Source organism: Methanolinea sp. (assembly GCA_016699325.1).
Taxonomy (GTDB): domain Archaea; phylum Halobacteriota; class Methanomicrobia; order Methanomicrobiales; family Methanospirillaceae; genus UBA9949.
Genome location: CP064971.1, coordinates 1077981 through 1099149 on the forward strand (window position 1 = coordinate 1077981; position 21169 = coordinate 1099149).

Annotated in this window: 28 protein-coding genes; 8 read left to right on the forward strand and 20 right to left on the reverse strand. The window is 61.8% G+C overall.

The window, feature by feature from the left end:
- The first annotated feature begins 13 nt into the window (after positions 1-13).
- Positions 14-322, forward strand: a complete 309-nt coding sequence (locus IPI71_05700; GenBank protein ID QQR70194.1) for a hypothetical protein — start codon at positions 14-16, stop codon at positions 320-322.
- Between the two features lie 392 nt (positions 323-714).
- Here IPI71_05700 and IPI71_05705 read toward each other — a convergent pair whose 3' ends face one another.
- Genes IPI71_05705 through IPI71_05720 form a run of 4 tightly spaced genes read right to left on the reverse strand, consistent with a single transcriptional unit; the run spans position 715 to position 4030 of the window.
- Positions 715-1107, reverse strand: coding sequence for a Zn-ribbon domain-containing OB-fold protein (locus tag IPI71_05705; GenBank protein ID QQR70195.1), 393 nt, complete (start codon positions 1105-1107; stop codon positions 715-717).
- A gap of 6 nt (positions 1108-1113) precedes the next feature.
- Complete coding sequence (locus tag IPI71_05710) at positions 1114-2277, reverse strand: thiolase domain-containing protein (protein ID QQR70196.1); 1164 nt, start codon at positions 2275-2277, stop codon at positions 1114-1116.
- Positions 2274-3326: a hydroxymethylglutaryl-CoA synthase gene (locus IPI71_05715; protein QQR70197.1), complete on the reverse strand. Its 1053-nt coding sequence runs from the start codon at positions 3324-3326 to the stop codon at positions 2274-2276. The genes IPI71_05710 and IPI71_05715 overlap by 4 nt, the downstream gene beginning before the upstream one ends.
- Complete coding sequence (locus tag IPI71_05720) at positions 3320-4030, reverse strand: helix-turn-helix domain-containing protein (GenBank protein ID QQR70198.1); 711 nt, start codon at positions 4028-4030, stop codon at positions 3320-3322. The genes IPI71_05715 and IPI71_05720 overlap by 7 nt, the downstream gene beginning before the upstream one ends.
- A 115-nt stretch (positions 4031-4145) precedes the next feature.
- On the opposite strand from IPI71_05720, the gene IPI71_05725 reads away from it, so the two are divergent.
- Genes IPI71_05725 through IPI71_05735 form a run of 3 tightly spaced genes read left to right on the forward strand, consistent with a single transcriptional unit; the run spans position 4146 to position 5759 of the window.
- Positions 4146-4811, forward strand: coding sequence for a DUF120 domain-containing protein (locus IPI71_05725; GenBank protein ID QQR70199.1), 666 nt, complete (start codon positions 4146-4148; stop codon positions 4809-4811).
- A complete protein-coding gene (gene ribB, locus IPI71_05730; GenBank protein ID QQR70200.1) occupies positions 4808-5482 on the forward strand; it encodes a 3,4-dihydroxy-2-butanone-4-phosphate synthase in 675 nt (224 codons plus the stop codon). Before IPI71_05725 ends, ribB begins: the two co-directional genes overlap by 4 nt.
- Positions 5483-5537: 55 nt before the next feature.
- Complete coding sequence (locus IPI71_05735; GenBank protein ID QQR70201.1) at positions 5538-5759, forward strand: ferredoxin; 222 nt, start codon at positions 5538-5540, stop codon at positions 5757-5759.
- Positions 5760-5761: 2 nt separating this feature from the next.
- On the opposite strand, the gene IPI71_05740 is transcribed toward IPI71_05735, so the two are convergent.
- Genes IPI71_05740 through IPI71_05750 form a run of 3 tightly spaced genes read right to left on the reverse strand, consistent with a single transcriptional unit; the run spans position 5762 to position 7791 of the window.
- On the reverse strand, positions 5762-5929 hold the full coding sequence (locus IPI71_05740) for a hypothetical protein (GenBank protein ID QQR70202.1): 168 nt from the start codon (positions 5927-5929) through the stop codon (positions 5762-5764).
- Between the two features lie 51 nt (positions 5930-5980).
- Positions 5981-6559, reverse strand: a complete 579-nt coding sequence (locus IPI71_05745; GenBank protein QQR71962.1) for a nucleic acid-binding protein — start codon at positions 6557-6559, stop codon at positions 5981-5983.
- Positions 6560-6567: 8 nt separating this feature from the next.
- Positions 6568-7791, reverse strand: coding sequence for a nucleotide-binding protein (locus IPI71_05750; protein QQR70203.1), 1224 nt, complete (start codon positions 7789-7791; stop codon positions 6568-6570).
- A 116-nt stretch (positions 7792-7907) separates the two neighbouring features.
- Here IPI71_05750 and IPI71_05755 point away from each other — a divergent pair, with 116 nt between their 5' ends.
- The gene (locus IPI71_05755) at positions 7908-8099 is read left to right on the forward strand and encodes a DUF1858 domain-containing protein (protein ID QQR70204.1); all 192 of its coding nucleotides are present in this window, start codon (positions 7908-7910) and stop codon (positions 8097-8099) included.
- Between the two features lie 71 nt (positions 8100-8170).
- On the opposite strand, the gene IPI71_05760 is transcribed toward IPI71_05755, so the two are convergent.
- The 5 genes from IPI71_05760 to IPI71_05780 form a co-directional block, all read right to left on the reverse strand.
- The gene (locus tag IPI71_05760) at positions 8171-9073 is read right to left on the reverse strand and encodes an adenosylcobinamide amidohydrolase (protein QQR70205.1); all 903 of its coding nucleotides are present in this window, start codon (positions 9071-9073) and stop codon (positions 8171-8173) included.
- A complete protein-coding gene (locus IPI71_05765) occupies positions 9070-9432 on the reverse strand; it encodes an oxidoreductase (protein ID QQR70206.1) in 363 nt (120 codons plus the stop codon). The genes IPI71_05760 and IPI71_05765 overlap by 4 nt, the downstream gene beginning before the upstream one ends.
- A 119-nt stretch (positions 9433-9551) precedes the next feature.
- On the reverse strand, positions 9552-10187 hold the full coding sequence (pyrF, locus tag IPI71_05770; GenBank protein ID QQR70207.1) for an orotidine-5'-phosphate decarboxylase: 636 nt from the start codon (positions 10185-10187) through the stop codon (positions 9552-9554).
- Positions 10184-11113, reverse strand: coding sequence for a deoxyhypusine synthase (locus tag IPI71_05775; protein ID QQR70208.1), 930 nt, complete (start codon positions 11111-11113; stop codon positions 10184-10186). Before IPI71_05775 ends, pyrF begins: the two co-directional genes overlap by 4 nt.
- Positions 11114-11139: 26 nt before the next feature.
- Complete coding sequence (locus IPI71_05780; protein ID QQR70209.1) at positions 11140-12387, reverse strand: DUF1743 domain-containing protein; 1248 nt, start codon at positions 12385-12387, stop codon at positions 11140-11142.
- 51 nt (positions 12388-12438) lie between these two features.
- Between IPI71_05780 and IPI71_05785 the strand changes: the two genes are divergently transcribed.
- The 3 genes from IPI71_05785 (at position 12439) to IPI71_05795 (ending at position 15503) form a co-directional block, all read left to right on the forward strand.
- Positions 12439-13353 (forward strand): transcriptional regulator, encoded by a 915-nt coding sequence (locus IPI71_05785; GenBank protein ID QQR70210.1) that lies wholly within the window; start codon positions 12439-12441, stop codon positions 13351-13353.
- A gap of 51 nt (positions 13354-13404) precedes the next feature.
- A complete protein-coding gene (locus tag IPI71_05790) occupies positions 13405-15063 on the forward strand; it encodes a TCP-1/cpn60 chaperonin family protein (GenBank protein ID QQR70211.1) in 1659 nt (552 codons plus the stop codon).
- A gap of 77 nt (positions 15064-15140) precedes the next feature.
- Complete coding sequence (locus IPI71_05795) at positions 15141-15503, forward strand: hypothetical protein (protein ID QQR70212.1); 363 nt, start codon at positions 15141-15143, stop codon at positions 15501-15503.
- 144 nt (positions 15504-15647) lie between these two features.
- Here IPI71_05795 and IPI71_05800 read toward each other — a convergent pair whose 3' ends face one another.
- From IPI71_05800 to IPI71_05835, 8 genes are all read right to left on the reverse strand, one after another.
- Positions 15648-15893, reverse strand: coding sequence for a 4Fe-4S binding protein (locus tag IPI71_05800; protein QQR70213.1), 246 nt, complete (start codon positions 15891-15893; stop codon positions 15648-15650).
- Positions 15890-16417, reverse strand: coding sequence for a 2-oxoacid:acceptor oxidoreductase family protein (locus IPI71_05805; protein QQR70214.1), 528 nt, complete (start codon positions 16415-16417; stop codon positions 15890-15892). The genes IPI71_05800 and IPI71_05805 overlap by 4 nt, the downstream gene beginning before the upstream one ends.
- On the reverse strand, positions 16410-17522 hold the full coding sequence (gene porA, locus IPI71_05810; GenBank protein ID QQR70215.1) for a pyruvate ferredoxin oxidoreductase: 1113 nt from the start codon (positions 17520-17522) through the stop codon (positions 16410-16412). The genes IPI71_05805 and porA overlap by 8 nt, the downstream gene beginning before the upstream one ends.
- Positions 17516-18397, reverse strand: coding sequence for a pyruvate synthase subunit beta (locus IPI71_05815; GenBank protein ID QQR70216.1), 882 nt, complete (start codon positions 18395-18397; stop codon positions 17516-17518). The genes porA and IPI71_05815 overlap by 7 nt, the downstream gene beginning before the upstream one ends.
- A gap of 57 nt (positions 18398-18454) precedes the next feature.
- The gene (locus IPI71_05820; GenBank protein QQR70217.1) at positions 18455-19015 is read right to left on the reverse strand and encodes a YkgJ family cysteine cluster protein; all 561 of its coding nucleotides are present in this window, start codon (positions 19013-19015) and stop codon (positions 18455-18457) included.
- Positions 19016-19090: 75 nt separating this feature from the next.
- Positions 19091-19906 (reverse strand): tRNA pseudouridine(38-40) synthase TruA, encoded by an 816-nt coding sequence (gene truA, locus IPI71_05825; protein QQR70218.1) that lies wholly within the window; start codon positions 19904-19906, stop codon positions 19091-19093.
- Positions 19870-20538, reverse strand: coding sequence for a PHP domain-containing protein (locus tag IPI71_05830; GenBank protein QQR70219.1), 669 nt, complete (start codon positions 20536-20538; stop codon positions 19870-19872). Before IPI71_05830 ends, truA begins: the two co-directional genes overlap by 37 nt.
- 250 nt (positions 20539-20788) lie before the next feature.
- Positions 20789-21112 (reverse strand): hypothetical protein, encoded by a 324-nt coding sequence (locus tag IPI71_05835; protein ID QQR70220.1) that lies wholly within the window; start codon positions 21110-21112, stop codon positions 20789-20791.
- Positions 21113-21169 lie beyond the last annotated feature (57 nt).

A 21169-nucleotide genomic window follows, 5' to 3' on the forward strand; every position in this document is an offset into this window, starting at 1 on the left:
AAAGCAAGGAAACTTGAGAAAGACCTGGAGAAGGGGAAGGTTCTCACAAAAGAAGGTTGAACGCGGAAAAGATCTCGGCCAGTATATCGCTCCTGAGGGTTGGATCATCGCCCGTGGTCATCTCCAGAAGATCATTGGCGATATCCCCAACCCCTATGTAACCGGTCTTGAAGGTTTCTTCGTGCTTGAATCAACCATCGATGATGATCCCGAAAACATCCTGAATGCCTACAAGAATCGTGACCGTGCAGAGAAGTTCATCCGGGACCTCAAAGAAGGAGCCGAGCCCGGCCGATCCGGCACTGGTCCAAACACGCGGTGATCGGGCACGTGTTGATCGTTTTCCTCACCAAAGTCCTGGTGAGTTTGACACAACTTTTCTGTAAAGATCCCGTCGTGAAAAATCTGAAAGTCCTCAAAAATTATCTCACGAATTTGACACTTACGATCATATACCCTTCTTTTGGGTATCCTGTCAAGATCATTTCCAACTTCTCCCCAGAAATACGCCCAATTCTTGGAGATTTTATCAAGAGATATGGTAGCCTGGAGGCGCCAAATCACTGGTAAATTGCTTCTGGCGAATTGGGTTAAGTCGTTTAAATTTGATGGAAGTACTGAAAAGTGGCGAAGTTAGGATAAAAAATTTAATGTCATGGCAATGTTCTCCGGGCCCACCCCCCCCTGAAAAGACCGGGCCCGGAAAAAGGGGGGTTAATCTGCCGGAGCGTACTTTGTCCCGTAGTGGATGACCCCGCTGTCCCCGTCGGAAGAGATCTTCCGGAAGACCGGGCGCACCCTCATCCCGATGCAGACCTCGTCGGGTGCGCAGACCAGCTGGGCGGTGATCCTGGGCCCTTCGTCAAGCTGGACGATGGCCAGCACGTAGGGAGTCATCTGCTCGAACTGCTCGCTCGCCGTCCGGATGACGGTGTGGGTGACCACCGTCCCCTTCCCGGAAAACTTGTGATCGACTATATTGCCTGCCCTCCGGCAGTCTGGGCAGAACGACCGCGGCTGAAAGAAGTACCGCCCGCACCTGGTGCAGGTGGTCCCGATCAGGTTGTAGCGCTGGGGGATCTTCCTCCAGAACCGTGCAACGGACAAGGCCACTCACACCCCCAGGATGTGCACGGCGACCGTAGCCCCGGTGCCCCCCACGTTGTGGGTCATCCCGATCGCTGCTCCCTCGATCTGGCGCTTCCCGGCCTCGCCGCGCAGTTGCTGGACCACTTCAAAGACCTGCTTGATCCCGGTCGCCCCCACCGGGTGGCCGCAGGCCTTCAGTCCACCGCTGGTGTTGACCGGGATATCCCCGTTGAGCGCGGTCGCCCCCTCCTCGGTCAGGCGCCCTGCCTCCCCTTTCCGGCAGAACCCGAGATCCTCTATGGCGCAGATCTCGGCGATGGTGAAGCAGTCGTGCACTTCGACAAGGTCGATATCGGCCGTGGAGAGCCTTGCCGCGGCAAACGCCCGCCTCCCGGCTGCCACCGTGGCATCAAGGGTGCTGATGTCGCGCCGGTCGTGGAGGGTGATGGTATCGCTCGCCTGGGCGCTGGCCAGCACCCTGACCGGGGTATCGGTGAACTCCCGTGCCCGGTCCAGCGGGGCAAGGACGACTGCAGCCGCCCCGTCCGTGATGGGGGAGCAGTCGAAGAGGCGGAGCGGGTCGGCCACCAGGGACGACCTGATCACGGTGTCGATGGTGATCTCCTGCCGGAACTGGGCGATAGGGTTCCGCGCCCCGTTGAAATGGTTCTTCACCGCCACCTGCGCGAGCTGCTCGCGGGTGAGGGGGTAGCGGTTCATGTAATCGGTGGCGATCATGGCATAGAGGCCAGGGAAGGTCGCCCCGACAAACCCCTCCCACTCGCGGTCTGCCGCGCCGGCCAGCGCATCCACGCTCGCCCCGGAGGCAACATCGGTCATCTTCTCGACCCCGGCCGCCACCACGATCTCCTCCATGCCCGAGGCCACGGCAATGACCGCCTGCCGGAAGGATAGCCCTCCCGAAGCGCAGGCGGCCTCGACCCGGGTGGCAGGGATGTGGTGCGACGCAAGCCCGGCATAATCGGCGATGAGGGCCCCGATATGCTCCTGCTCGATGAACCGACCGGCGCTCATGTTCCCCACGTACAGCCCGCCGATCTGTTCTCCGGCAACCCCTGCATCTTCGAGGGCGAGGATGCCGGCTTCCACGAAGAGGTTGCGGAACGAGCTGTTCCACTTCTCCCCGAAGGGGGTGCACCCTGCCCCGATAACGGCAACGTCTCTCATTTCTGCATCACGATCTTTCCTTTGTACCTGGCGTACTGTGCATAGTCGACATAGACAGGGTCGGCGAGCAGCTGCTCGACACCCGGCGCAGCGTCCCGCCGGAACGCATCTGAGCCGATGGCATCGGTCACCTCGATATCGAAGGCATCGCTGCCCGCCCCCGAGCCGAACGAGGCCACGAAGATGCGGTCACCGGGCTTAGCAACATCGAGGGTTGCCGCAAGCCCTATCATCGATGACCCGCTGTAGGTGTTGCCGAGCCGTGGCACCACCAGGCCGGGCCTGATCTGTTCCGGTGAGAACCCTAGGGTCTTTGCCACCCGCTGGGGGAACTTGGCGTTCGGCTGGTGGAAGACAGCATAGGTATAGTCCTTCGGGCCTTTCCCAGCCTGCTCGAAGAGCAGCCGGGCTGCACCCTCCACGTGCCGGAAGTAACCCGGCTCCCCGGTAAACCGCCCGCCATGGCGCGGGTAGCCCTGTCCCTCGCGGCGCCAGAAGTCGGGAGTGTCGGTTGTAAAAGAGCAGGTGCGGTGGATCAGGGCGATCGGGTCATCCATGCCGATAACGTAGGCAGCCCCCCCTGCTGCGGCGGTGTATTCGAGCGCATCGCTGGGCGCACCCTGCGCCACGTCGGCCCCTATGGCAAGGCCGTACCGGATCATACCGCTCGTTGCCAGCCCCATGCAGGTCTGGATTGCCGCGGTTCCCGCCTTGCAGGCAAACTCGTAATCCGCGGCGGTCATGCAGGGGGTGGCCCCCACGGCCTCCCCGACCGTGCAGGCCGTAGGCTTGACGGCATACGGGTGTGATTCCGAACCGACGTAGACTGCTCCGATGTCGCCGGGATCGATCTCCCGCCGTGCCAGTGCGTTCCTGGCCGCTTCGACAGCAATCGTCGCCGTGTCCTCGTCGTGGCCTGGGACCGACTTTGAAAATACCCCCAGTCCTCCCGTGATATCATCGGCGTTGGCCCCCCAAACACGGGCTATCTCTTCGACCCTGATCCGGTAACGGGGGATGTATACCCCGTAGGTGATGATTCCTACCATTGTTTTTCCCTCAGGACGCGCACGATCTCCTCGGCCCGCATCGCGGTGCACAGCACGGTGATATGGTCGCGCTTGGCCATCTTCGGCACCAGCGGGTGCACCAGTTCCGGCTCGATTCCCTGGAGCACCACGCACCGGGGCTTGAACGGGGTGACCCGGATGGCCACCATGGGCGACTTGCCGGACGTCACCTCGGTGAAGATGAGGGCCCGCTCGGTGCTCCAGCCATAGAGGCGGTTGAACTCGTTTGATGAGAGCTGGGTGATAGCGTTCAGGCTGTTGATGATCGTATACCCGAAAATCGACTGGGAAAGGGAGCCGCAGACCGTCCTGCAGCCAAGCGCCCCGGCAAAGGAGCCCAGGGGGACCGGCTGCGGGTAGTCGTGGATGTCGTAGATGACATCGTCATCGATGTCTGCATAGAGGATCTTCCCGAACTTCTTGATGTACTTGCCACCGTTCGCCTCGTCGATGGAAAGGATCGTGTCCACGATCTTTCCCACCACGGCCGTCCCCGGGCTTTTCCGCCTCCCGCTCTCGTAGTCGCTGATGACCGAGGGGGAGACCTCGAGTTGTTCGGCAAGTGCTCCCTGGGGGATGTTGAAACTCATCCGCCACTTCTTCAGGGCTTTGCCCGGAGCGTCTGAAAGCGTTATCTCGCCGGCCATCTTCTCGGCCAGCTGATGACGCACATCAGATTTCATGCCATATGATGAGGGGAGGGGGGTTGATATAATTAACGAATAGGGATTCGACATTCCACGAACCCTTTGGGAGGAGAGATACCCATAAATAATAAGCATCTCAATTTTGATAAGTATGATCATGCCTGAGGATCTCCAGTGTCTCAAGGTGCTGGCCCTCATGGGTGGCCTGAACGGGCCGGTGCGGGTCTCTTCCCAGTCGCTAGGCAATGCTCTGCGCACCAGCCCGCAGACCGCCTCCCGCCGCCTCCAGGCCCTTGAACGCCAGCTGCTCCTGGCCCGTTCGGTTAGCCCGGACGGGCAGTCGATCACCATAACCAGGAGCGGGGAGGAGGAGCTCAGGCGCGAGTTCTCGGACTACTGCCGGATCTTCACCTATGAATCGGAATCCTGCTCCCTGCAGGGATCGGTCATCTCCGGCCTGGGCGAGGGAAAATACTACATGAGCCTGGACCACTACGTGGAGCAGTTCTCCCGGGCCCTGGGTTTTGTCCCGTATCCCGGTACGCTCAATATCAGGCTCCACCCCTCCAGCCTCTCCATACGCAGGCGGCTGGACCAGCGCGACTGGATCCCGATCGAGGGGTTTTCCGCCAACGAGCGCACGTTCGGAAACGCCCGCTGCCTGCCCTGCCGGTTCCGGGATACACCCTGCGGGATCGTCATCCCGGGCCGGTCACACTATCCTGATGATGTCCTGGAGATCATCGCCCCGGTCTCGCTCCGGGAAACCTACCTGCTGGTGGATTCGGATACGATAGCCGTTGAGGTTGCACCATGATACAGGACGCACTGCAGGCACTGAGGGAGGGGAAATTCATCCTCCTCTACGATTTTGACGATCGGGAAGGGGAGACGGACTTTGCCATCAGGGCAGACCGGGTCATGCCGGCCGATGTGGCGCGGATGCGCCGGGATGGCGGCGGGCTGATCTGCACGGCCATCCCCTCCCGCGCCGCAGACCGTCTCGGCCTCCCGTTCGCCACCGACCTGCTCCGGTCATGCCCCGGCATGGAAGGCATGGCCGGGCCGGTCCCCTACGACCCGAAGAACCGCTCGTCATTCTCGCTCTGGGTGAACCACCGCGATACCTGGACCGGGGTGACCGACAACGACCGTGCCCTGACCATCCGGGCTATCGCCGACCAGGTCAGCATGACCCTGAACGGTGGCGGGGAGAACTTCCATTCCCAGTTCCGGTCCCCCGGGCATGTCGCGCTCCTACGGGCGGATGAGAAGCTCCTCGACCAGCGGAGGGGCCAGACCGAGCTCTCCATCGCGCTGGCCACCATGGCCGGGATCACGCCGGCGATCACCATCTGCGAGATGCTCGACGAGCAGTCCGGCACCGCCCTCTCCAAGGCCGGTGCACAGGCATATGCCCGGAGCCATGGCCTGGTGTTCATCGAAGGATCGGAAGTGGTCGAGGCCTGGGGATCACCAACTCCCTGATCGGCATATCTTTTTTCTCGTTCCCGGCCGAACACTGGGACTGGAGCATATCGGTATGAACGCGAGAATTATCCGCGATGAATGCATCAGCTGCGGCACATGCGTCGATATATGTCCTGAATTTTTTGAACTTGGAAAAAAAGATGGCCTCTCTCAGGTCGTGGAGCAGCACCGGACCGGCGGGAAACTGGACGAGGGGTCGGTCCCTCCCGGGCTTGAGGAAGCCGTGAAGGATGCAGCCGATCTCTGCCCTGTCCAGGTCATCCTCATCGAGTAGTCCTACTTCCTGGCCAGCGCACGGAGGGCATCTTCAGGGAGCATCCGGGCGATCGAGAGCTTTGTCGGGCAGCGTCCGGGCTTGATCCCCCGGGCTTTCGCCGCTTCCTTCAGGGTCTTTAAGTCTAGCCCCTCGAGCAGCTTGCGCATTTCCTGTTCATCCATAAGCATCATGCGGGAGATATCCGCGGAAAAAAATAAAGGTTGCGGGAGATACCGCGCTCACAGTGAAAGCTGGGAGAGGGCCTCGTACACCAGTTTCCGGAAGAGCGCCGGGTCGGTCCGGTATTCCTGGACGGCACGTTCCCCGTCAGGCGTCGTGCCGAGAGCGTCGATCCGGTCGAGGGTCGCTTTCGCGCAATCGATCACCCACCGGTCGCGGGTGTCCTTGTCCACCGGGGTGACCGATTCACACCGGACCGATACCAGTACCGCCCCGTCCGGAGTCTCGTACACGTTCGGTTTTCCCACCACGGCCACGAATGCCGGCGGCTCAATCCGGGCGATCTGCTGCATCGCCTCGGGCTGGTAGCTCCCGGCCATGACAAAGAAGGTCCCGGTCGGGTCTATCACCCGTGCCCGGTAGAAGAGGTTCTGGTCGCCCTGTTTCTTCTTCTCGGTGAGGGTGCCCACCAGGAAGACGCGGTTGCAGCGCTCGCCGGTAGGGAGCAGGACGTACGTGGGACTTTTCTCGTCATCCCCCTCCCGGAAGTGGATCCTGCTCTCCCGGATCTCCCCGGCAAAGACCCTCCGGGCCGGCTCCCGCTCAAAATCGCGGCGGGAAAAACCGCCCCGTGCCATTGCAGCCATCAGGACGGACCCCCGGCGCGGTTCAGGAGTGCCGCGGTCTCTTCAGGATCGAACCTGAGAGGCTCGCAGGAATTCACCAGCATGCGGGAATCGATCTCCCTGCCGCTGCAGATCAGGTAGCGGCCGAGGATGCGGTCCCGGAACCGGAGGAAGACCTCGTCCATCCCCAGGGGATTGTTCTCGGCGAGTTCCTTTGCCTGCTCCATGGACATCCCGGTCAGCTGCTCGGTCACCTCCCGCTGGATGAGGATCTCCCTGGTCACTTTCCCATCGTCGAGCCAGCCCTTGATCCGGAGGTCGTAGAGGAATCCCGGCTGGATCTCGTGGACCGGGCAGTAGTTCTGCCGGGAGAGGACGCGGTTGCACCCTTCGACCGGGCACCGCTTGATCAGGCCGGAACCCGGCGCGATGTGGACGAGCGCTCCGGCAAAGCGGCTATCTCCGCTGATTACCGGGATGTCGCCTTCTTCGGGGACCACGGTTGCGGAATTCAGGTTGAGCGAGTAGCGACCGGAATACTCGTCGACCATGGCATAGTAGAGGGAGTATACCGTCCCCGGGGTGAGCCGTTCTTTGCCCTCCTCTTTCCAGATGACGAACCTGACCGTCCCGCTCTGGTCGGCAAGCAGCCCGTTCTGGAGCATCCGGTCATGGGTGACATCCCATTCCTGGATCACCTTGGCCTTCACGCTCCCGATGCCGGGAATGAGATCGGCGATGGGGGTGACCGCGGGGGCAAGGATCGTGTCCCGGGATATCTCCCGGATGACCGTTCCGGAATGGATCTTCAGGTTGATCGAGCCCCGGTACTCATCGACCACCGCGGACTCGAACCGGTACCATTTTCCGTCTTCGAGGCGCGGTGCATTCGCCTTGGCCCAGACCACGAAACGGATGGCTCCTGTTGAATCAGCGAGGATGCCGCTCTGGGCAATGGCAGGCGAGGGGGTGGTGGTGAGGGAGACGACTTTCGCCTCCACGGTGGTCCACTCCCCCGGGAGCAGCGCGTTCAGGTTCTTCTCCTCGCCGCCCGGGGTCCCAAGCCCGTTGAGGGAGAATTCCCTGGCAAGCTCGTTTACCACCGATCGTTCTGCCTCTGCCGGGGGGACGCCGAACTCTTCAACGAGACGGCGGAGTTTTCCGGCGATCTTTACAGGGTCGGCCTCGTGGCCTTTTGCTTTCACGTTCAGGGAGATTCTGGTTGCGGTATCGGAATAGTCCATACTCTTACATCTCCGTACAGAGTTGGCCTGCAGTACCCTGATAAAGGGTGCGGGCGGATGGTGAAACTGTCTCACAGCTGCAGGTTTAAGTACCTGTATTTTCAAACAGGTGGGGTATGGAAATAACTGCAGACAGCACGATTTACGACCTCCTGAAAGAAAAGCCGGAAGCGGCAGAAGTGCTCTTCAAGTTCGGAATGGGCTGTGTCGGATGTGCTATTGCCCGCGGAGAGACGATTCGCGAGGCGGCGATGGTCCACGGCATTCCCCTGGAAGAGCTCACCACTGCACTGGGCATCCCGGCATAATTCCCCTTCTTTTCCCCACCTTTCCGGAGTATTGCCGTCACTGAAAAGACGCGGCAGGGCCCCTGGCAGCCTCAGGGCGATGAGCGGCCCTGTCCCTGTATCCGCTTCTTCCGGGCTTTGAGTTCCCGGAGCGATGCTTCGGGATTCCGCAGCAGGTAATCGGCGATCTCCGGTTCGTGCAGGAGCGTGCAGGAGGCACAGTTCCAGACCATTCCGTTCATGGCCGAGCTCTCAACCCACAACCCGAGCGATTCGTCACCGCAGGGGTAGAAGGGGCAGTAGCAGAAGTCGCACCGCTGACCTGCGAAGTGACAGGGGTAATACGGGCAGTTCTCCGCCTGCCACTCCACCCAGTGCTCACCGCCGTACCTGGAGAAGATGAAGAAGGAGGGGGAATCCCGCACCACCTTTCCTTCGTGCCGTTTCATGGCTGCGGCCACGCCGAAGCTGACCGTTTCCCGTATCCGCCTTCCGACCGCGGTGACCGGTCCGGCGTACTGGTGCACCGGGTCGCCTTCCGATGCAACGATGACCGCATCGGTAGGCGTCCCGGTCAGGCCGTAGCCGTTCTGTTCGAGCGAGAGGACCTTGGCCTCAGTGGCGGTGATGATCGACCCGAGCAGGGCGGCATCGGTCATCCCCTCCCTGCTGGTGATGATGATATTGATGGTCCCGGGACCGCCTTCATCGTGGTTCCTGATCCCGGCGGTGATGAAGGCGGTGATAAAATCGTACTGGAAGACACAGAGGTTCTTCATCTCCACGGCGGTCATCAGCCCGTAGAAGTCCGGCGGGAGACCATTGCGGGCGATGATCGTCATGAGATCGCGGCCCGGGTCGCGGTGGTCCCAGGAGGGAGGGACGGAATGGTTCAGGAGCGTGCTGACCGTTCCTATCCCGCCATCGATTCCCGTGCTTGCCGCTCTGAAACGTCCCCGGATGATGAGGGTCCCGTCCCGGAGGTAATACCTCATGCTATGGTGTAGCGTGTCCGGTCCTTGAGCTCCTGCTGTTTCCCGGCATTCCACCCCGATACTTCCTGGAGGTACCCGGTCACCCGGCTGATCTGGACCACGTCATGGCACCCGCACTCCGGGCAGACCGGCTCGCCGCAGAGCGGGCAGTACTCGATCCCGGAGATGATATCGTGGGAGCAGTGGCAGTGGTCGAGGGGGCACATGATCACCAGGTGTTCATCGCCGCAGCTGGGGCAGGGGGTGGTATCGACAACGAGGTGGCAGGTATGGCACTTGTAGCGCCGCTCTTCAGGAGGGATATCGGCGAGGCGCTTATATTTTTGTGCAAGGCTCCTCTGGTCTTGTGTCCATTGCATACAGTAAAATGTTCCATTTCCGATTTAAACTTTGGGAATGGGTCAAAGTAAAAAAAAAGGTTCTGTTCCGCCTCAGCTGACTCATAGGGATCGTCACCGGATCAGGTCCAGGTCTCTCATCATCGGCGGAGGGGTGCATACTGCCCAGCGGCTGCTGCCGGATCAGGGGCCTCGTAGATCTGCCTGCCGACAATAATGCCGTCCACGAGCCCGGCAAGTCTGCCGGCATCGCCGCCCTGGGCACCGACCCCGGGTGCATAGATCTTCTTATTCCCGACGATCTGCCGGAGCACCACGACCCGGTCCGGGCGGGTGGCCGGGGCGATTATCCCGTCCGCGCCCATACCGGCGGCAAGCGCGGCGATGCGCTCCGCGGTGCCGCCGTGGAAGAACTCTTCTGCCCCGGGATGGCTCATCTCGGCCACCACGTAGCATTCCCCCCCGGCGGCATGGGCCTCCCCGATACAGGCCCGGACCGAATCGCTGCCGGTGAAGCCATGGCAGATGACCGCGGAAAACCCGTGGGCAAAGACCTGCCGGGCAATAAGGCGTGCGGTGTTGGGAATATCGGCCACCTTGAAGTCGGCGATGAGCGGCAGGCCGAAAGTTGCAAGGTACCGGACAAACGGGAGGCCGGTGGAGAGGATGAGGGGGTAGCCGACCTTGATGGCATCGATATGCGGGGCACACAGCCCGGCAACCCGGAGCGCCTCCCCCCGGCTCCCGACATCCAGGGCAAGGATCAGCTCGGTCATCGTGCCATCCGCTCCAGGACCGCCGCTACCAGGACCGGCAGGGTGATGGTCGCATCGCCGTACACGGTCACCGCCGCCGCATCCCTGGCAACCTTGCCCCATGACCGGGCCTCGTCAAGAGTCGCGCCGGAGAGCCCCCCGAGGTCGGGCCGGTCACCGGTCAGCTGGACGGCATATGTAAAACCGATCGGGGTCATCAGCATGCTCTGGAGGATGAAGTTCTTCGGCACACCGCCGCCCACCAGCAGTGCTCCGGCCCGCTCCGCCGAGAAACAGGTGTCGAGCAGCGCCTTCATGTCGAGAAACGCGTCGACCGAGATTCTGCCGGCCTGGGAGTAGAGCCAGCACTGGAGCCCGATCATCGAGTCTGCCACTGCCGGGCAGTATACCGGGACCCCGTTCTGGGCAGCGGTGGCCAGGATGCCGCGGTCGAGCCGGCGGCCGATCAGGGACAGGAGTTCGCAGATCGGGTAGGTTACGCCCGGTTCGAACAGGGCCAGGCTTTCCTGGATGAACTCCTCGAAGGCGATGAAGGCATCGCTGGGAAGGAACACGTCGTAGATGCGGTTGATGTCCTCGTTCCGGAGCTCGATGTCGGAACATACTGCCGAACCGTGGTAGTGCCGGCACCCCAGGGCCTCGATGATATCATGGGTCAGGTTTGCGCCCGTGCTCACCAGGATATCGATGTGCCCGGCTGCAATCAGGTCGCTCACGATCATCCCCATGCCGGCCGGGACCATCGCCCCGGCCAGCCCGAAAAACTTCGTGGTGCCCGGGTCCCGCAGCATTTGTTCGTAGATATCGGCCGCCCGCGCCAGTGCCCCGCCGTTGTACGCTCCTGCCCGGGAGAGCTGCATCACAAGGTCGTTCACGCTCATCCCGGGACGGATCCTGACCTGCTCGACCGGGTCCCCGCACTCCATGTGAGGAGTATAGGATGTCTGAGGGGTTATAACTGCGTTCCTCCGGGCCAGGGGAAGTCCGGGGGCCCCCGCACCAGCGGCCGGGCGAGGTGGCGGCGGGCAGACGGCGGGACTTCGTACCAGCCGCACGTGATCCCCCGCTCGATGGCGGTCTGTTCCGGCTTCCGCGACCGGCTGCCGCACTCCCGGCACTTGTATCCTTTCCCGGTGCCCGCGCTGGTCATCCGTTTTCCGCAGGTGGCGCACCGTGGCGGCCGGGTCCGGACCACCTGTGCAACAGTGCTGACGAGGATCTTCTCCAGGTTGATACTTTCCCGCTTGTAGCTCCCGGCAACGGTGACCCTGTCGCCAGGAAGAAGGAGCCTGACGGTATCGCGAAACCCCCTGGTGGGCTCGTAGGCCATGCAGCGCACCGATCTTCCGCCGTCACCGAGAAAGAAGGAGACATGGCCCCCGATCCCGGTGACGGGAGGCGATGTAACCGTGCCGCTGAGCAGGTAGGAACGGCCTTCTCTTAGGTGCCCGATCCGGCCGGGAACGAGGTGGGCATCGGTCCCCTGGTTGGTGCAAAAGACCTGCTCGAAGGCAGGCAGCTCGGACAGGACGTATCCCCTGGCCCTTGTAACCCAGTCCGGGGACGCTCCACGGATTCCGAAGAGCACCGGGTCAGGGGTATGGGGCACGCAGACCACCAGGTCGTTTTCCCGGTCGACCGAGTCCCAGGTGTGGGGCCGGGTCTCCTGGTCAGCGACAAAGAGGCTCTGCCGGTCGACCTGTCGCGGGGTTCCCCACCGGTCCGGGGGCCGGTAAGCGAGGAGTTCCCAGGTGGAATCGTCAAAATCACAGGCAACGGCTGCTGCCGCCCCGATCAGGCCGCGCTGGTTCCTGTATCCGCGATAAAAGGCGCCACCCTCCTCGATCAGGGTGAGCGCCTCATCGATCCCGCAGAAGTCCTGCACGGCCTTGCGGTAGAACCACGACGGGAGAGGACGGTCAGCCACCACCACCCCGGGATTGGTCTCCTCGCACGACAGGTCGGCAAGCTCATCGACCAGGCGGCAGGCATGGGAGAGTGCCGTACCGGGATCGCCCTCGCACTCGATGCAGACCGCGGCATTCCCACGGGTCTTGTGGGTGACGTTGGGGTTCAGGCGGACGAGGTTGATCCCCTTCACCCGCATCCCTGCATCCACCAATTGACGGGCCAGTACTGCCCCGAGGTAGGTCGTACACATCCGGGCCGGGGAGTCCGTATCGTCGATGCCGATCCGCATCCTGCACTATTATTTATAATGCGGGGCGCTATATCCATTCTCAAAGGAGAAATGTCACAGGATCGCCTCCTCCAGATGGTCATCTCTGTCCTGCTCATGGCCCGGTTCCGCGTCTCGGAACGCTTCTCCATGCGGCCGCGGAGTTTCGATCTAATCGCCAGCAACCCCGAGACCATCCTCGTCATCAAGGTCGTCTCGCATATAGACGGCGTGAGCGAAGAGACCGCCCGTGACCTAGACCAGATCTCTTTACACCTGAAGGGCTCGCCCCTTATCATCGGGGAGCGGGCGCGGGATTCCGAGCTTGAACGCGGCGCGGTCTACGTGCGGTATGGTATCTATGCAGTCAGCGTCGCGACCCTCTACGATGCCCTGGTCGAGCAGGTACCTCCACTGGTCTACGCTTCTCCAGGCGGCCTTTACGTCAACATCAACGGCGAAGTGCTCCGCGAGGAACGCGAGCGGCGAAACCTCTCGCTCGGAGACCTCGGCAACCTCCTTGGGGTATCCCGGCGCACCATCAGCAAGTACGAGAGCGGGATGGGAACAACGCTCGACATCGCCATCAGGATCGAGGAGATCTTTGACACCGCCCTTGTCCGTTCCATCGACCTGATGAAGCACGAGCCGCACTTCCCGGACGAGCCTTCGCAGCAGGAAGATATCCCCATGGGGTTCCTGGAACGGATTGGCATGAAGCTCCATACCCTGCAGCGGGCTCCGTTCCAGGCCCTCATCGAGTTTTCCAACCATACCATACTGACCGGGTACGGCGAGGCGAACAAGGTGGTCAGGCGCGCTGCGCTGATCGGGAACATCTCGCAGGTGACCGGATCCCATGCAATGTGCGTGATCACGGACTACCACAAGCAGAAAAAGATCGGGAGCACGCTGGTTATCGGCGAGCAGCGCCTGCATCGGATCGCAGACGGAGATGAGCTCATCGAGATGATCGATAATTCATAATTTTTATATAGAACCACAAACCAATTTTATCGCTACAAAGTGGTGAATACCATGTCACAGCAGCTTGGAGGACAACCAATTCTTATCCTGAAAGAAGGAAGTTCACGCACCCGTGGACGCGATGCACAGGGCATGAACATCACTGCCGCAAAGGCGGTGGCAAGCGCCGTACGGACCACGCTCGGGCCGAAGGGCATGGACAAGATGCTCGTCGACACCATCGGGGATGTCGTCATCACCAACGATGGCGTCACCATCCTCAAGGAGATGGACATCGAGCACCCGGCAGCCAAGATGATGGTGGAGATCGCCAAGACCCAGGACGACGAGGTCGGAGACGGCACCACCACGGCAGTGGTCATTGCCGGCGAGCTCCTGAAGCGGGCCGAGGACCTGCTCGAGCAGGACGTTCACCCCACGGTCATCGCCCAGGGGTACCGCCAGGCGGCTGAGAAGTCCCATGAGATCCTGAACAGCATCGCCATCGCCATAAAGGGGTCCGACAGCGCCATGCTCCGGAAGATCGCCGAGACCGCCATGACCGGCAAAGGGGCGGAGGCGAACAAGGAGAAGATGTGCGAGCTCGTGGTCAAGGCGGTCACGATGGTGGCCGATGAAGACGGGACGGTCGACAAGGACAATATCAAGGTCGAGAAGAAGGTCGGCGGGTCCATCGACAACTCCGAGATCGTTGAAGGTGTCCTGGTCGACAAGGAGCGTGTCCACCCCGGCATGCCCAGGAAGGTGAAGGATGCCAGGATCCTCCTCCTGAACGCCGCGGTCGAGTTCAAGAAGACCGAGGTGGATGCCGAGATCAACATTACCAGCCCTGACCAGCTCCAGGCCTTCCTTGACGAGGAAGAGCGGATGATCAAGAACATCGTTGACAAGATCATCGAATCCGGTGCAAACGTCCTCTTCTGCCAGAAGGGAATCGACGACATCGCCCAGCACTACCTCGCCAAGGCCGGTATCTTCGCGGTCCGGCGGGTCAAGAAGAGCGATATGGAGAAGCTTGCCCGGGCAACCGGCGGAAGCCTCATCTCCAGCATCGACGCCATCAGCGGCGACGAGCTCGGGTGGGCCGGGCTCGTCGAGGAGAAGAAGGTCTCCGGTGAGGAGATGGTCTTCGTGGTGGAGTGCAAGAACCCGAAAGCGGTCTCGATCATCGTCCGCGGCGGGACCGAGCACGTGGTCGACGAGATCGAGCGCGCAGTCGAGGATGCACTCAGGGTTGTCGGCGTGGTCTTTGAAGACAAGAAACTGGTGGCAGGCGGGGGATCGCCCGAGATCGAGCTCTCGCTCCGGCTCAGGGAGTACGCGGCAAGCGTGGGCGGCCGAGCCCAGCTGGCCATCGAGGCCTTCGCCACCGCTCTCGAGATCATCCCGAGGACGCTTGCGGAGAACGCAGGGCTTGACCCGATCGACATGCTGGTCGAGCTCCGGGCCTCCCACGAGAAGGGCAAGAAGACTGTCGGACTGAACGTGTTCGAAGGCAAGGCCGAGGACATGCTCAAGGCCGGCGTTGTCGAGCCGCTCCGGGTCAAGACCCAGGCCATCGCCAGCGCTGCCGAGGCAGCGATCATGATCCTCAGGATCGATGACGTCATCGCCGCATCCAAGACCGCAGCTCCGGAAGGCATGCCCCCGGGCGGCCCTGGTGGCATGGGTGGAATGGGCGGCATGGGCGGCCCCGGCATGGACTTCTAAGGTCCCCTCAAACTCTTTTTTTTCCCCGCCCGGAACCGGGACTACTTTCTTATAGACCGATCCCCGAACTATCATACATGACGGACCGGTTCATCTTCACCAGGTACCGGACCACGTGCTACAACTGCGGGAAGGAGGCCGACCAGGTGATAAAGGCAGTCCCCTACCAGGCACAGGTCATCTGCCAGAACTGTGGCGCCACACGGATATTTGTCCCCCGGATCGAGGATGTGGCAAAAGAGGGGAGTTACACGCCGATTGGGTGCTTCGATGTCTGGCAGCTGGTCACCACCGCGGGCTGCCGGCACTGCCGGGTCACCGGCCCCCACGACATGACCATCGGGTGCAACCACTTCACCGTCCGGTGCCGCAACTGCGGCTTCACCCACTTTTACAAGTTCGACCTCGAGTATATCGGCCAGTGCCCGATCGAAGAATAAAGTCACATGGGAATGAAAATGCGGGGGGCATTTTCATTAGAAACCCCATTGACCGCTCCTGATCGGGCAGACAGGATGGAAATGCCGGGCCAGATGCCCCCCCTGATGAAAACCGAGGATGCAGGTTTAATACAAAAAAAATACCTATTTTTCTTCCCGCTCCATGGTTATCGCTTTCTTGGGGCACTCGCGGGCGCATATCCCGCAGCCCTTGCAGAAATCGAGGTCGACCTCTAGATCCTCGCTTATGGCCGCATCCGGGCAGTACATGGCACACAGGCCGCAGGCATTGCACTTCTCCCTGTCCACCACGGGCCGGAATACCCGCCAGGACCCGGTCTTCCCAGACGACCCCTGTTTGGGCCTGCTCATGGCCAGGCGCTCGCTCATGGCACCAGCTCCTGGTAGGCGGCTTTGGCCGCCCTGACGTTCCGGACATCGGTAAACATCTCAGAAATTGCCATTTTTACCGAGTCCATCGAGACTATCCCCATCTTTGCCAGTGCGCCGAGAACCGGGGTGTTCAGGATCGGGCTTCCGGCAACCACCAGGTCCAGGGAGAGGGCGATCCCGGTCAGGTCAACCGAGTAGGTGGCATGGCCGGCAACCTCTTGTGTGCCGGTCGCGTTGATGACCACCCTGCCGTCCGGCTTTAAGCCCTGGAAGACGTCCACCACGTCCATGACGCTCGTATCAAGTATCACCACCAGGTCGGGGTTCCGGATCTGGCTGTAGACCCTGATCGGGTGGTCATCGATCCGGACGTAGGAGACCACCGGGGCCCCCCGCCGCTCGGCACCGTAGAACGGGCAGGCGGTAGCGTACCTGCCGTCACGGAACGCGGCCAGCGCCAGCAGCCGTGCGGCCGTCACCCCTCCCTGGCCCCCGCGGGAATGGATCCGGACCTCATACATCGTCACTCACCCCGAACCAGTGCTCCTCGCCGGGTCTTCGCTCCCGCACGAATGAAGCGATGTCGTCAAAGGTGACTTCCTGGCCACCGAGCCCCGCGATCACGGTGTAGGGATCGATCCTGTGCTTGCTCTTCAGGCTCTGGGCCAGGATCCCGCCGAACCCAAACGAATAGTCGCGGTCGATGACCACCAGGTCGCGACCACCCAGGTCCAGGTCCGGGAACGGCCGGAACCACCGGATCCCGAGCGATCCTGCCCGTATCCCCTCATCGCGGAGCTTGTCGATGGCAACCTCGGCCTCCTTTGCCAGCGTTCCCATGGCAATCACCACCACATCGGCATCCTCGAACCTGTATTCGTGTACCGGGCCGTAAGAACGTCCGAACCGGTCTGCAAACTCCTGTTCCGTCCCGGCAATGATCCCGGCCGAGCGGCGCATGGATCGTTCGATATCCCACCGGAACCTGAAATAGTCATCCGGCCCGGTCAGCGTCCCGTACCCTGCCGGGTGCGCGGTATCGATGGCATGGGGGAGTTCCATGGGGGGGATGAAATCCCCGGGGTGCAGCGTCTCGAGGCGCTGCATGCTGTGGGAGAGGACAAACCCGTCGAGGTTGACCATGACCGGCAGCAGCACGTCATGGTGCTCGGCGATCCTGAAAGCCATGATGGTTGCATCGTAGGCTTCCTGGACGGTGCTGACATAGACCTGCAGCCACCCCGTGTCCCGCTCCTGGAGCGAGTCCGTGTGCTCCGCCCAGACGTTCCATCCCGGGCCCAGCGCACGGTTGACGTTGGCCATCACGATGGGAAGGCGGGCCCCGGCCGCCCAGTTGACCATCTCGTGCATGTACATCAGCCCGTGGGAGCTCGTGGCCGTAAACGTCCTCGCCCCGGTGACGCTGGCCCCGATGCATGCCGCCATGGCCGAGTGTTCGCTCTCGACCGGGATGTAGCGGCAGTCAAGCTCTCCCGAGGTCACGTACTCGGCGATCTGTTCCACGATCTCGGTCTGGGGGGTGATGGGGTAGGCGGCAACAACGGCCGGCCTGACCTCCTTCACGGCAGCAGCGACAGCCTTGTTGCCGGTGGCGATGGTCAGCATATGCCTTCCTCCTCCCTCTGGAGCCGCTGCGCCGTACGGTCCCGCTGGGAGATGAGGGAATCGATGGCCTGCCGGTTGATCCCCTTGAACCTCCCCTGGGGAGCCAGGTACTCCTCCAGCGGGATGGGCTTTTTCAGTGCCGCTTTCGAGACCCCGTTGATGGTGACCTTCCCGTACTCCCGTTCATAGAGGATCCACATCCCGGACTTCACGGCGAGTTTTCCCATCTCAATAGTCCTGTCGGAGGCAAACCGCCAGCCCGGAGGACAGGGGGAAAGGACGTGGATGAACGACGGTCCCCGGATGGAGAGGGCCTTCCGGACCTTTTTGAAGATATCCTGGGGGTAGGCGACACAGGCGGTCGCCATGTAGGGCGGGTTGTGGGCGGCAACGATGCTGTCAAGGTCTTTCTTGGCATGGACCTTGCCGCCCGGGGTGGTGGTGGTGCGGGCACCGGCCGGTGTCGAGCCGGAGCGCTGCATGCCGGTGTTCCCGTATGCCTCGTTGTCGTAGCAGATATACAGGAAATCGGTCTCCCGTTCGAATGCCCCTGACAGGGCCTGGATGCCGATGTCCACGGTCCCGCCGTCACCTGCATAGACGATCACGTTGGTATTCCTGCCCGCCTTCCGGAAAGCCTCGCTCATCCCGGATGCGCATGCCGCTGCCGCAGCAAAGGCCACGTTGTATACCGGGACATTCATGGCGGTATTCGGGTATATCCCCTGGATGATGCTCGTGCAGCAGGCAGGGACCACGAGAACGGTATCGGGCCCGGCCGCCTTGAGCACGTACCGCAGCGTGAGCGAGGAGGGGCACCCCGCACAGGCCGAGGTACACCGGAGAATATACTCTTCTTTTGGGATCTCGGTCATTGCAAATCCGGGAAAAAGGTTGGCTGTATACCGGTAAAAAAGGTACTATCCGGCGTATCAGGTCAGCGGCTCAAGGGTATAGCCCTGCGCCACCAGTCCTTTTTGCATGTGCAGGAGCCATCCCGGATCGCCCGCCGGCACCTGTTTTTTCAGGCTGTTCCACAGCTCTTCCAGGACGGTATCCCTGGTGATGATGGTGGCTTTTCCCACGACCTGGGCTGCTTCCGTTCCGTCCGGGCCGGTTATGACCATGGTGAGGCACCGGAAGTCCCGGCAGATGGCCGGGCGGTTCTCGTAGATGGTGCAGGAAAAAAGCCCGTCCTGGTCCCTGCGCAGGAAGGGGCACCACCCCTCCCCTGGCTTTTCTGAAAAGAGGGCGCGCTTATCCGGGTGGATGGTAACCATCATGATCTCTCCTGAGATCGCGTTCCGGACGTAGTGCTGCACCGGAGAGAGGCTCCGCTCGATCCGGATGTGCCGCCCGAGGCTGATGCAGCACTTCCCGCACCGGGTGCAGGTGAAGGTGGCCATGGCCTGTACCAGGAATTCTGCCGGTGCCGTAATCAAGGTGCAGGAAGGGGAGCCTGGCAGCGGTCCGAAAATACCGCTGCGCTTCACCTGCTCCATCCATGATGTCAACGCTGATGCATGTCGTAGAGACAAAACTGGCGTTAAAAAAGGAGAAGCCGGGTATCAGGGAAGCAGCCCGCAGATCCTCGCCATGACCGCATGGTATTCTCCCTGTTCCTGCACGAACTGCGCGGACCGGCCTCCCCCCGGGAGGGGCTCGAAGGCGATCCCGCAGTCAACCTCCCAGAGGATGAGCCCGAACGGAGGGGCGGGGGAGAGCGGGCCGGTCTCCTCGCCGTGCAACCGCCTGTCGATGGTGCCTTCGTCCCACTTCCCTCCTCCAACGAGGAGCAGGGCGGAGGCCATGTACCGGACCATGTGCCAGAGAAAGCTCTCCGCGGTCACCTCGAAGCAGAGGAGCCCGTGGTCTTCCGTTACCCGGCAGGAGAGCACGGTCCGCACCGGGTCTTTGTCTTCGATCCGGGCGAACCGGGAGAAGTCGTGCCTCCCTGCAAACCGCGATGCGGCGTTGTCCATCGCTTCCCGGTCAAGGTCGTGCCTCCCGAAGTAGTAGCGGTAGGTCCGGCTCAAAGCCCGGTACCTGGGGTGGAAACCGGGATCAACCACCGCATACCCGGTGAGCAGGATGTCCTTTGGGAGCTGCCAGGGAAGGGCGGCGATTGCCCGCTCCGGGAAAGGGGTGGAGAACGCGTAGACCTGCCACCGGGCGTGCACCCCGCGGTCGGTCCTCCCGGCAGCGAGGAACCGTGCTTCCCGGGGATCGGAAAAGAGCTCCGACCTCCGGCAGGCAGCGATGACCTCTCCATCGACCGTCCGGTCTTCGGCCTGGAGCTGCGAGCCGGCAAACCGGTCGCCGAGGTATGCGGTCCGGAAGGCGAGCCTTACCGGTGATACATCCGGCGCTTGAACTTCTTCCATGTGTTCCTGAGAGCCTGCCGGGTATAGCTCGGCAGGGGGGTCATCTTCCCGGCAGGAATGGTCTTCCCCTCCCGGATGGCCTGGAGGATCGATTCCACGGTCCGCTCGGCGTCCACCAGGGTCCGGCCAAACCCGATATAGCGGGCATTGTGGGCATCGGACCCCCCGACGCAGGGCTTGCCGATACGCCGGGCCATCCTCGCTGCCCTGATGTTTGCCGATCCCACGATGTAGCGGCTGTTGAAGACCTCGATGGCGTCCACGGCAAAGAGAGCAGCACGGAGTTTCCTGCCCACCCCGTGCCGCCAGATGTGGTAGGGGTGGGGGAGGATGAGGAGCGCTCCCTTCTGCCGGGCCAGGGCGATGGTGTCCATCACGTCCATCCCCGGGGGGATCTTCTCGGTGATCCCGAGCGCTATCAGGTGTCCCTGCCGGGTGGAGATTTCGATGCCCGGGATGATGACCAGCGGGGTGGGAACACGGAGTGCGGCCAGGGCGCCCTGGACGGTGTCATGGTCGGTGATGGCGATGGCATCGAGGCCCGCTGCTTCTGCCCGCCGGATGACCTCCTCCACGCTGCTCTCGCCGTCTTTCGAAAAACTGGTATGGACGTGCAGGTCGCAGGCGAGCATGGTCGGTTATATAATTCTCTCTTCCGGGGTATTAGAGAATCCGGTTTTTTATTGTCAACGGCAGTTTCTCATGAATGCTCGTGTAGATCCATGTGTGCATAACGCGCACTGCCCCAGGTGAGCGAAGAAAGAAGGCGGAGGCAGGATGCCCTGAAAATCCACCCCCCGAATCTAACAATGATGTAATCGGGCGCCTGCCTGACATGGTCTCCGGTAATGGACCGCTTACCCCAGATGAAATTCGTGCCGTTCAGGAAAGTCCCGAGGATATCCGGGCAGGCAGGATGTATTCGCACGATGGTGTGAAGCGGGAGCTCGGGGATAGGATAAATGCCCTATACCCTCCGCTATACTGCCACGAGTCCTCCGAGACCTTGAGGCTCTCACCCGGCAGGGACCGGGAGAGGATCACCCGATCGCCCGAATCGCTTACCACTGGTGGAACGGTCCTGGTGCATTCCCGTTGGATGGTGTTTCGCTCCGGTCTCTCCGGGCTGGCAAATACACGGTCCTCTTTGCTATCCTCAGGCGAACCCTTGTTGTCGGAATTGGTCACCGGAGGAATATCTACCATCGGATTTGAGGAGATCTTCCCGTGGCCTGAGTGAGGGTATAAATTCCCTGGCTTTCA

Coding starts and splice junctions, on each gene's coding strand:
- IPI71_05710 (QQR70196.1), bottom strand. CDS start 2,277: ATGAGAGACGTTGCCGTTATCGGGGCAGGGTGCACCCCCTTCGGGGAG.
- IPI71_05715 (QQR70197.1), bottom strand. CDS start 3,326: ATGGTAGGAATCATCACCTACGGGGTATACATCCCCCGTTACCGGATC.
- IPI71_05720 (QQR70198.1), bottom strand. CDS start 4,030: ATGAAATCTGATGTGCGTCATCAGCTGGCCGAGAAGATGGCCGGCGAG.
- IPI71_05725 (QQR70199.1), top strand. CDS start 4,146: ATGATCATGCCTGAGGATCTCCAGTGTCTCAAGGTGCTGGCCCTCATG.
- ribB (QQR70200.1), top strand. CDS start 4,808: ATGATACAGGACGCACTGCAGGCACTGAGGGAGGGGAAATTCATCCTC.
- IPI71_05735 (QQR70201.1), top strand. CDS start 5,538: ATGAACGCGAGAATTATCCGCGATGAATGCATCAGCTGCGGCACATGC.
- IPI71_05740 (QQR70202.1), bottom strand. CDS start 5,929: ATGCTTATGGATGAACAGGAAATGCGCAAGCTGCTCGAGGGGCTAGAC.
- IPI71_05745 (QQR71962.1), bottom strand. CDS start 6,559: ATGGCACGGGGCGGTTTTTCCCGCCGCGATTTTGAGCGGGAGCCGGCC.
- IPI71_05750 (QQR70203.1), bottom strand. CDS start 7,791: ATGGACTATTCCGATACCGCAACCAGAATCTCCCTGAACGTGAAAGCA.
- IPI71_05755 (QQR70204.1), top strand. CDS start 7,908: ATGGAAATAACTGCAGACAGCACGATTTACGACCTCCTGAAAGAAAAG.
- IPI71_05760 (QQR70205.1), bottom strand. CDS start 9,073: ATGAGGTATTACCTCCGGGACGGGACCCTCATCATCCGGGGACGTTTC.
- IPI71_05765 (QQR70206.1), bottom strand. CDS start 9,432: ATGCAATGGACACAAGACCAGAGGAGCCTTGCACAAAAATATAAGCGC.
- pyrF (QQR70207.1), bottom strand. CDS start 10,187: ATGACCGAGCTGATCCTTGCCCTGGATGTCGGGAGCCGGGGGGAGGCG.
- IPI71_05775 (QQR70208.1), bottom strand. CDS start 11,113: ATGGAGTGCGGGGACCCGGTCGAGCAGGTCAGGATCCGTCCCGGGATG.
- IPI71_05780 (QQR70209.1), bottom strand. CDS start 12,387: ATGCGGATCGGCATCGACGATACGGACTCCCCGGCCCGGATGTGTACG.
- IPI71_05785 (QQR70210.1), top strand. CDS start 12,439: ATGTCACAGGATCGCCTCCTCCAGATGGTCATCTCTGTCCTGCTCATG.
- IPI71_05790 (QQR70211.1), top strand. CDS start 13,405: ATGTCACAGCAGCTTGGAGGACAACCAATTCTTATCCTGAAAGAAGGA.
- IPI71_05795 (QQR70212.1), top strand. CDS start 15,141: ATGACGGACCGGTTCATCTTCACCAGGTACCGGACCACGTGCTACAAC.
- IPI71_05800 (QQR70213.1), bottom strand. CDS start 15,893: ATGAGCGAGCGCCTGGCCATGAGCAGGCCCAAACAGGGGTCGTCTGGG.
- IPI71_05805 (QQR70214.1), bottom strand. CDS start 16,417: ATGTATGAGGTCCGGATCCATTCCCGCGGGGGCCAGGGAGGGGTGACG.
- porA (QQR70215.1), bottom strand. CDS start 17,522: ATGCTGACCATCGCCACCGGCAACAAGGCTGTCGCTGCTGCCGTGAAG.
- IPI71_05815 (QQR70216.1), bottom strand. CDS start 18,397: ATGACCGAGATCCCAAAAGAAGAGTATATTCTCCGGTGTACCTCGGCC.
- truA (QQR70218.1), bottom strand. CDS start 19,906: ATGGAAGAAGTTCAAGCGCCGGATGTATCACCGGTAAGGCTCGCCTTC.
- IPI71_05830 (QQR70219.1), bottom strand. CDS start 20,538: ATGCTCGCCTGCGACCTGCACGTCCATACCAGTTTTTCGAAAGACGGC.
- IPI71_05835 (QQR70220.1), bottom strand. CDS start 21,112: ATGGTAGATATTCCTCCGGTGACCAATTCCGACAACAAGGGTTCGCCT.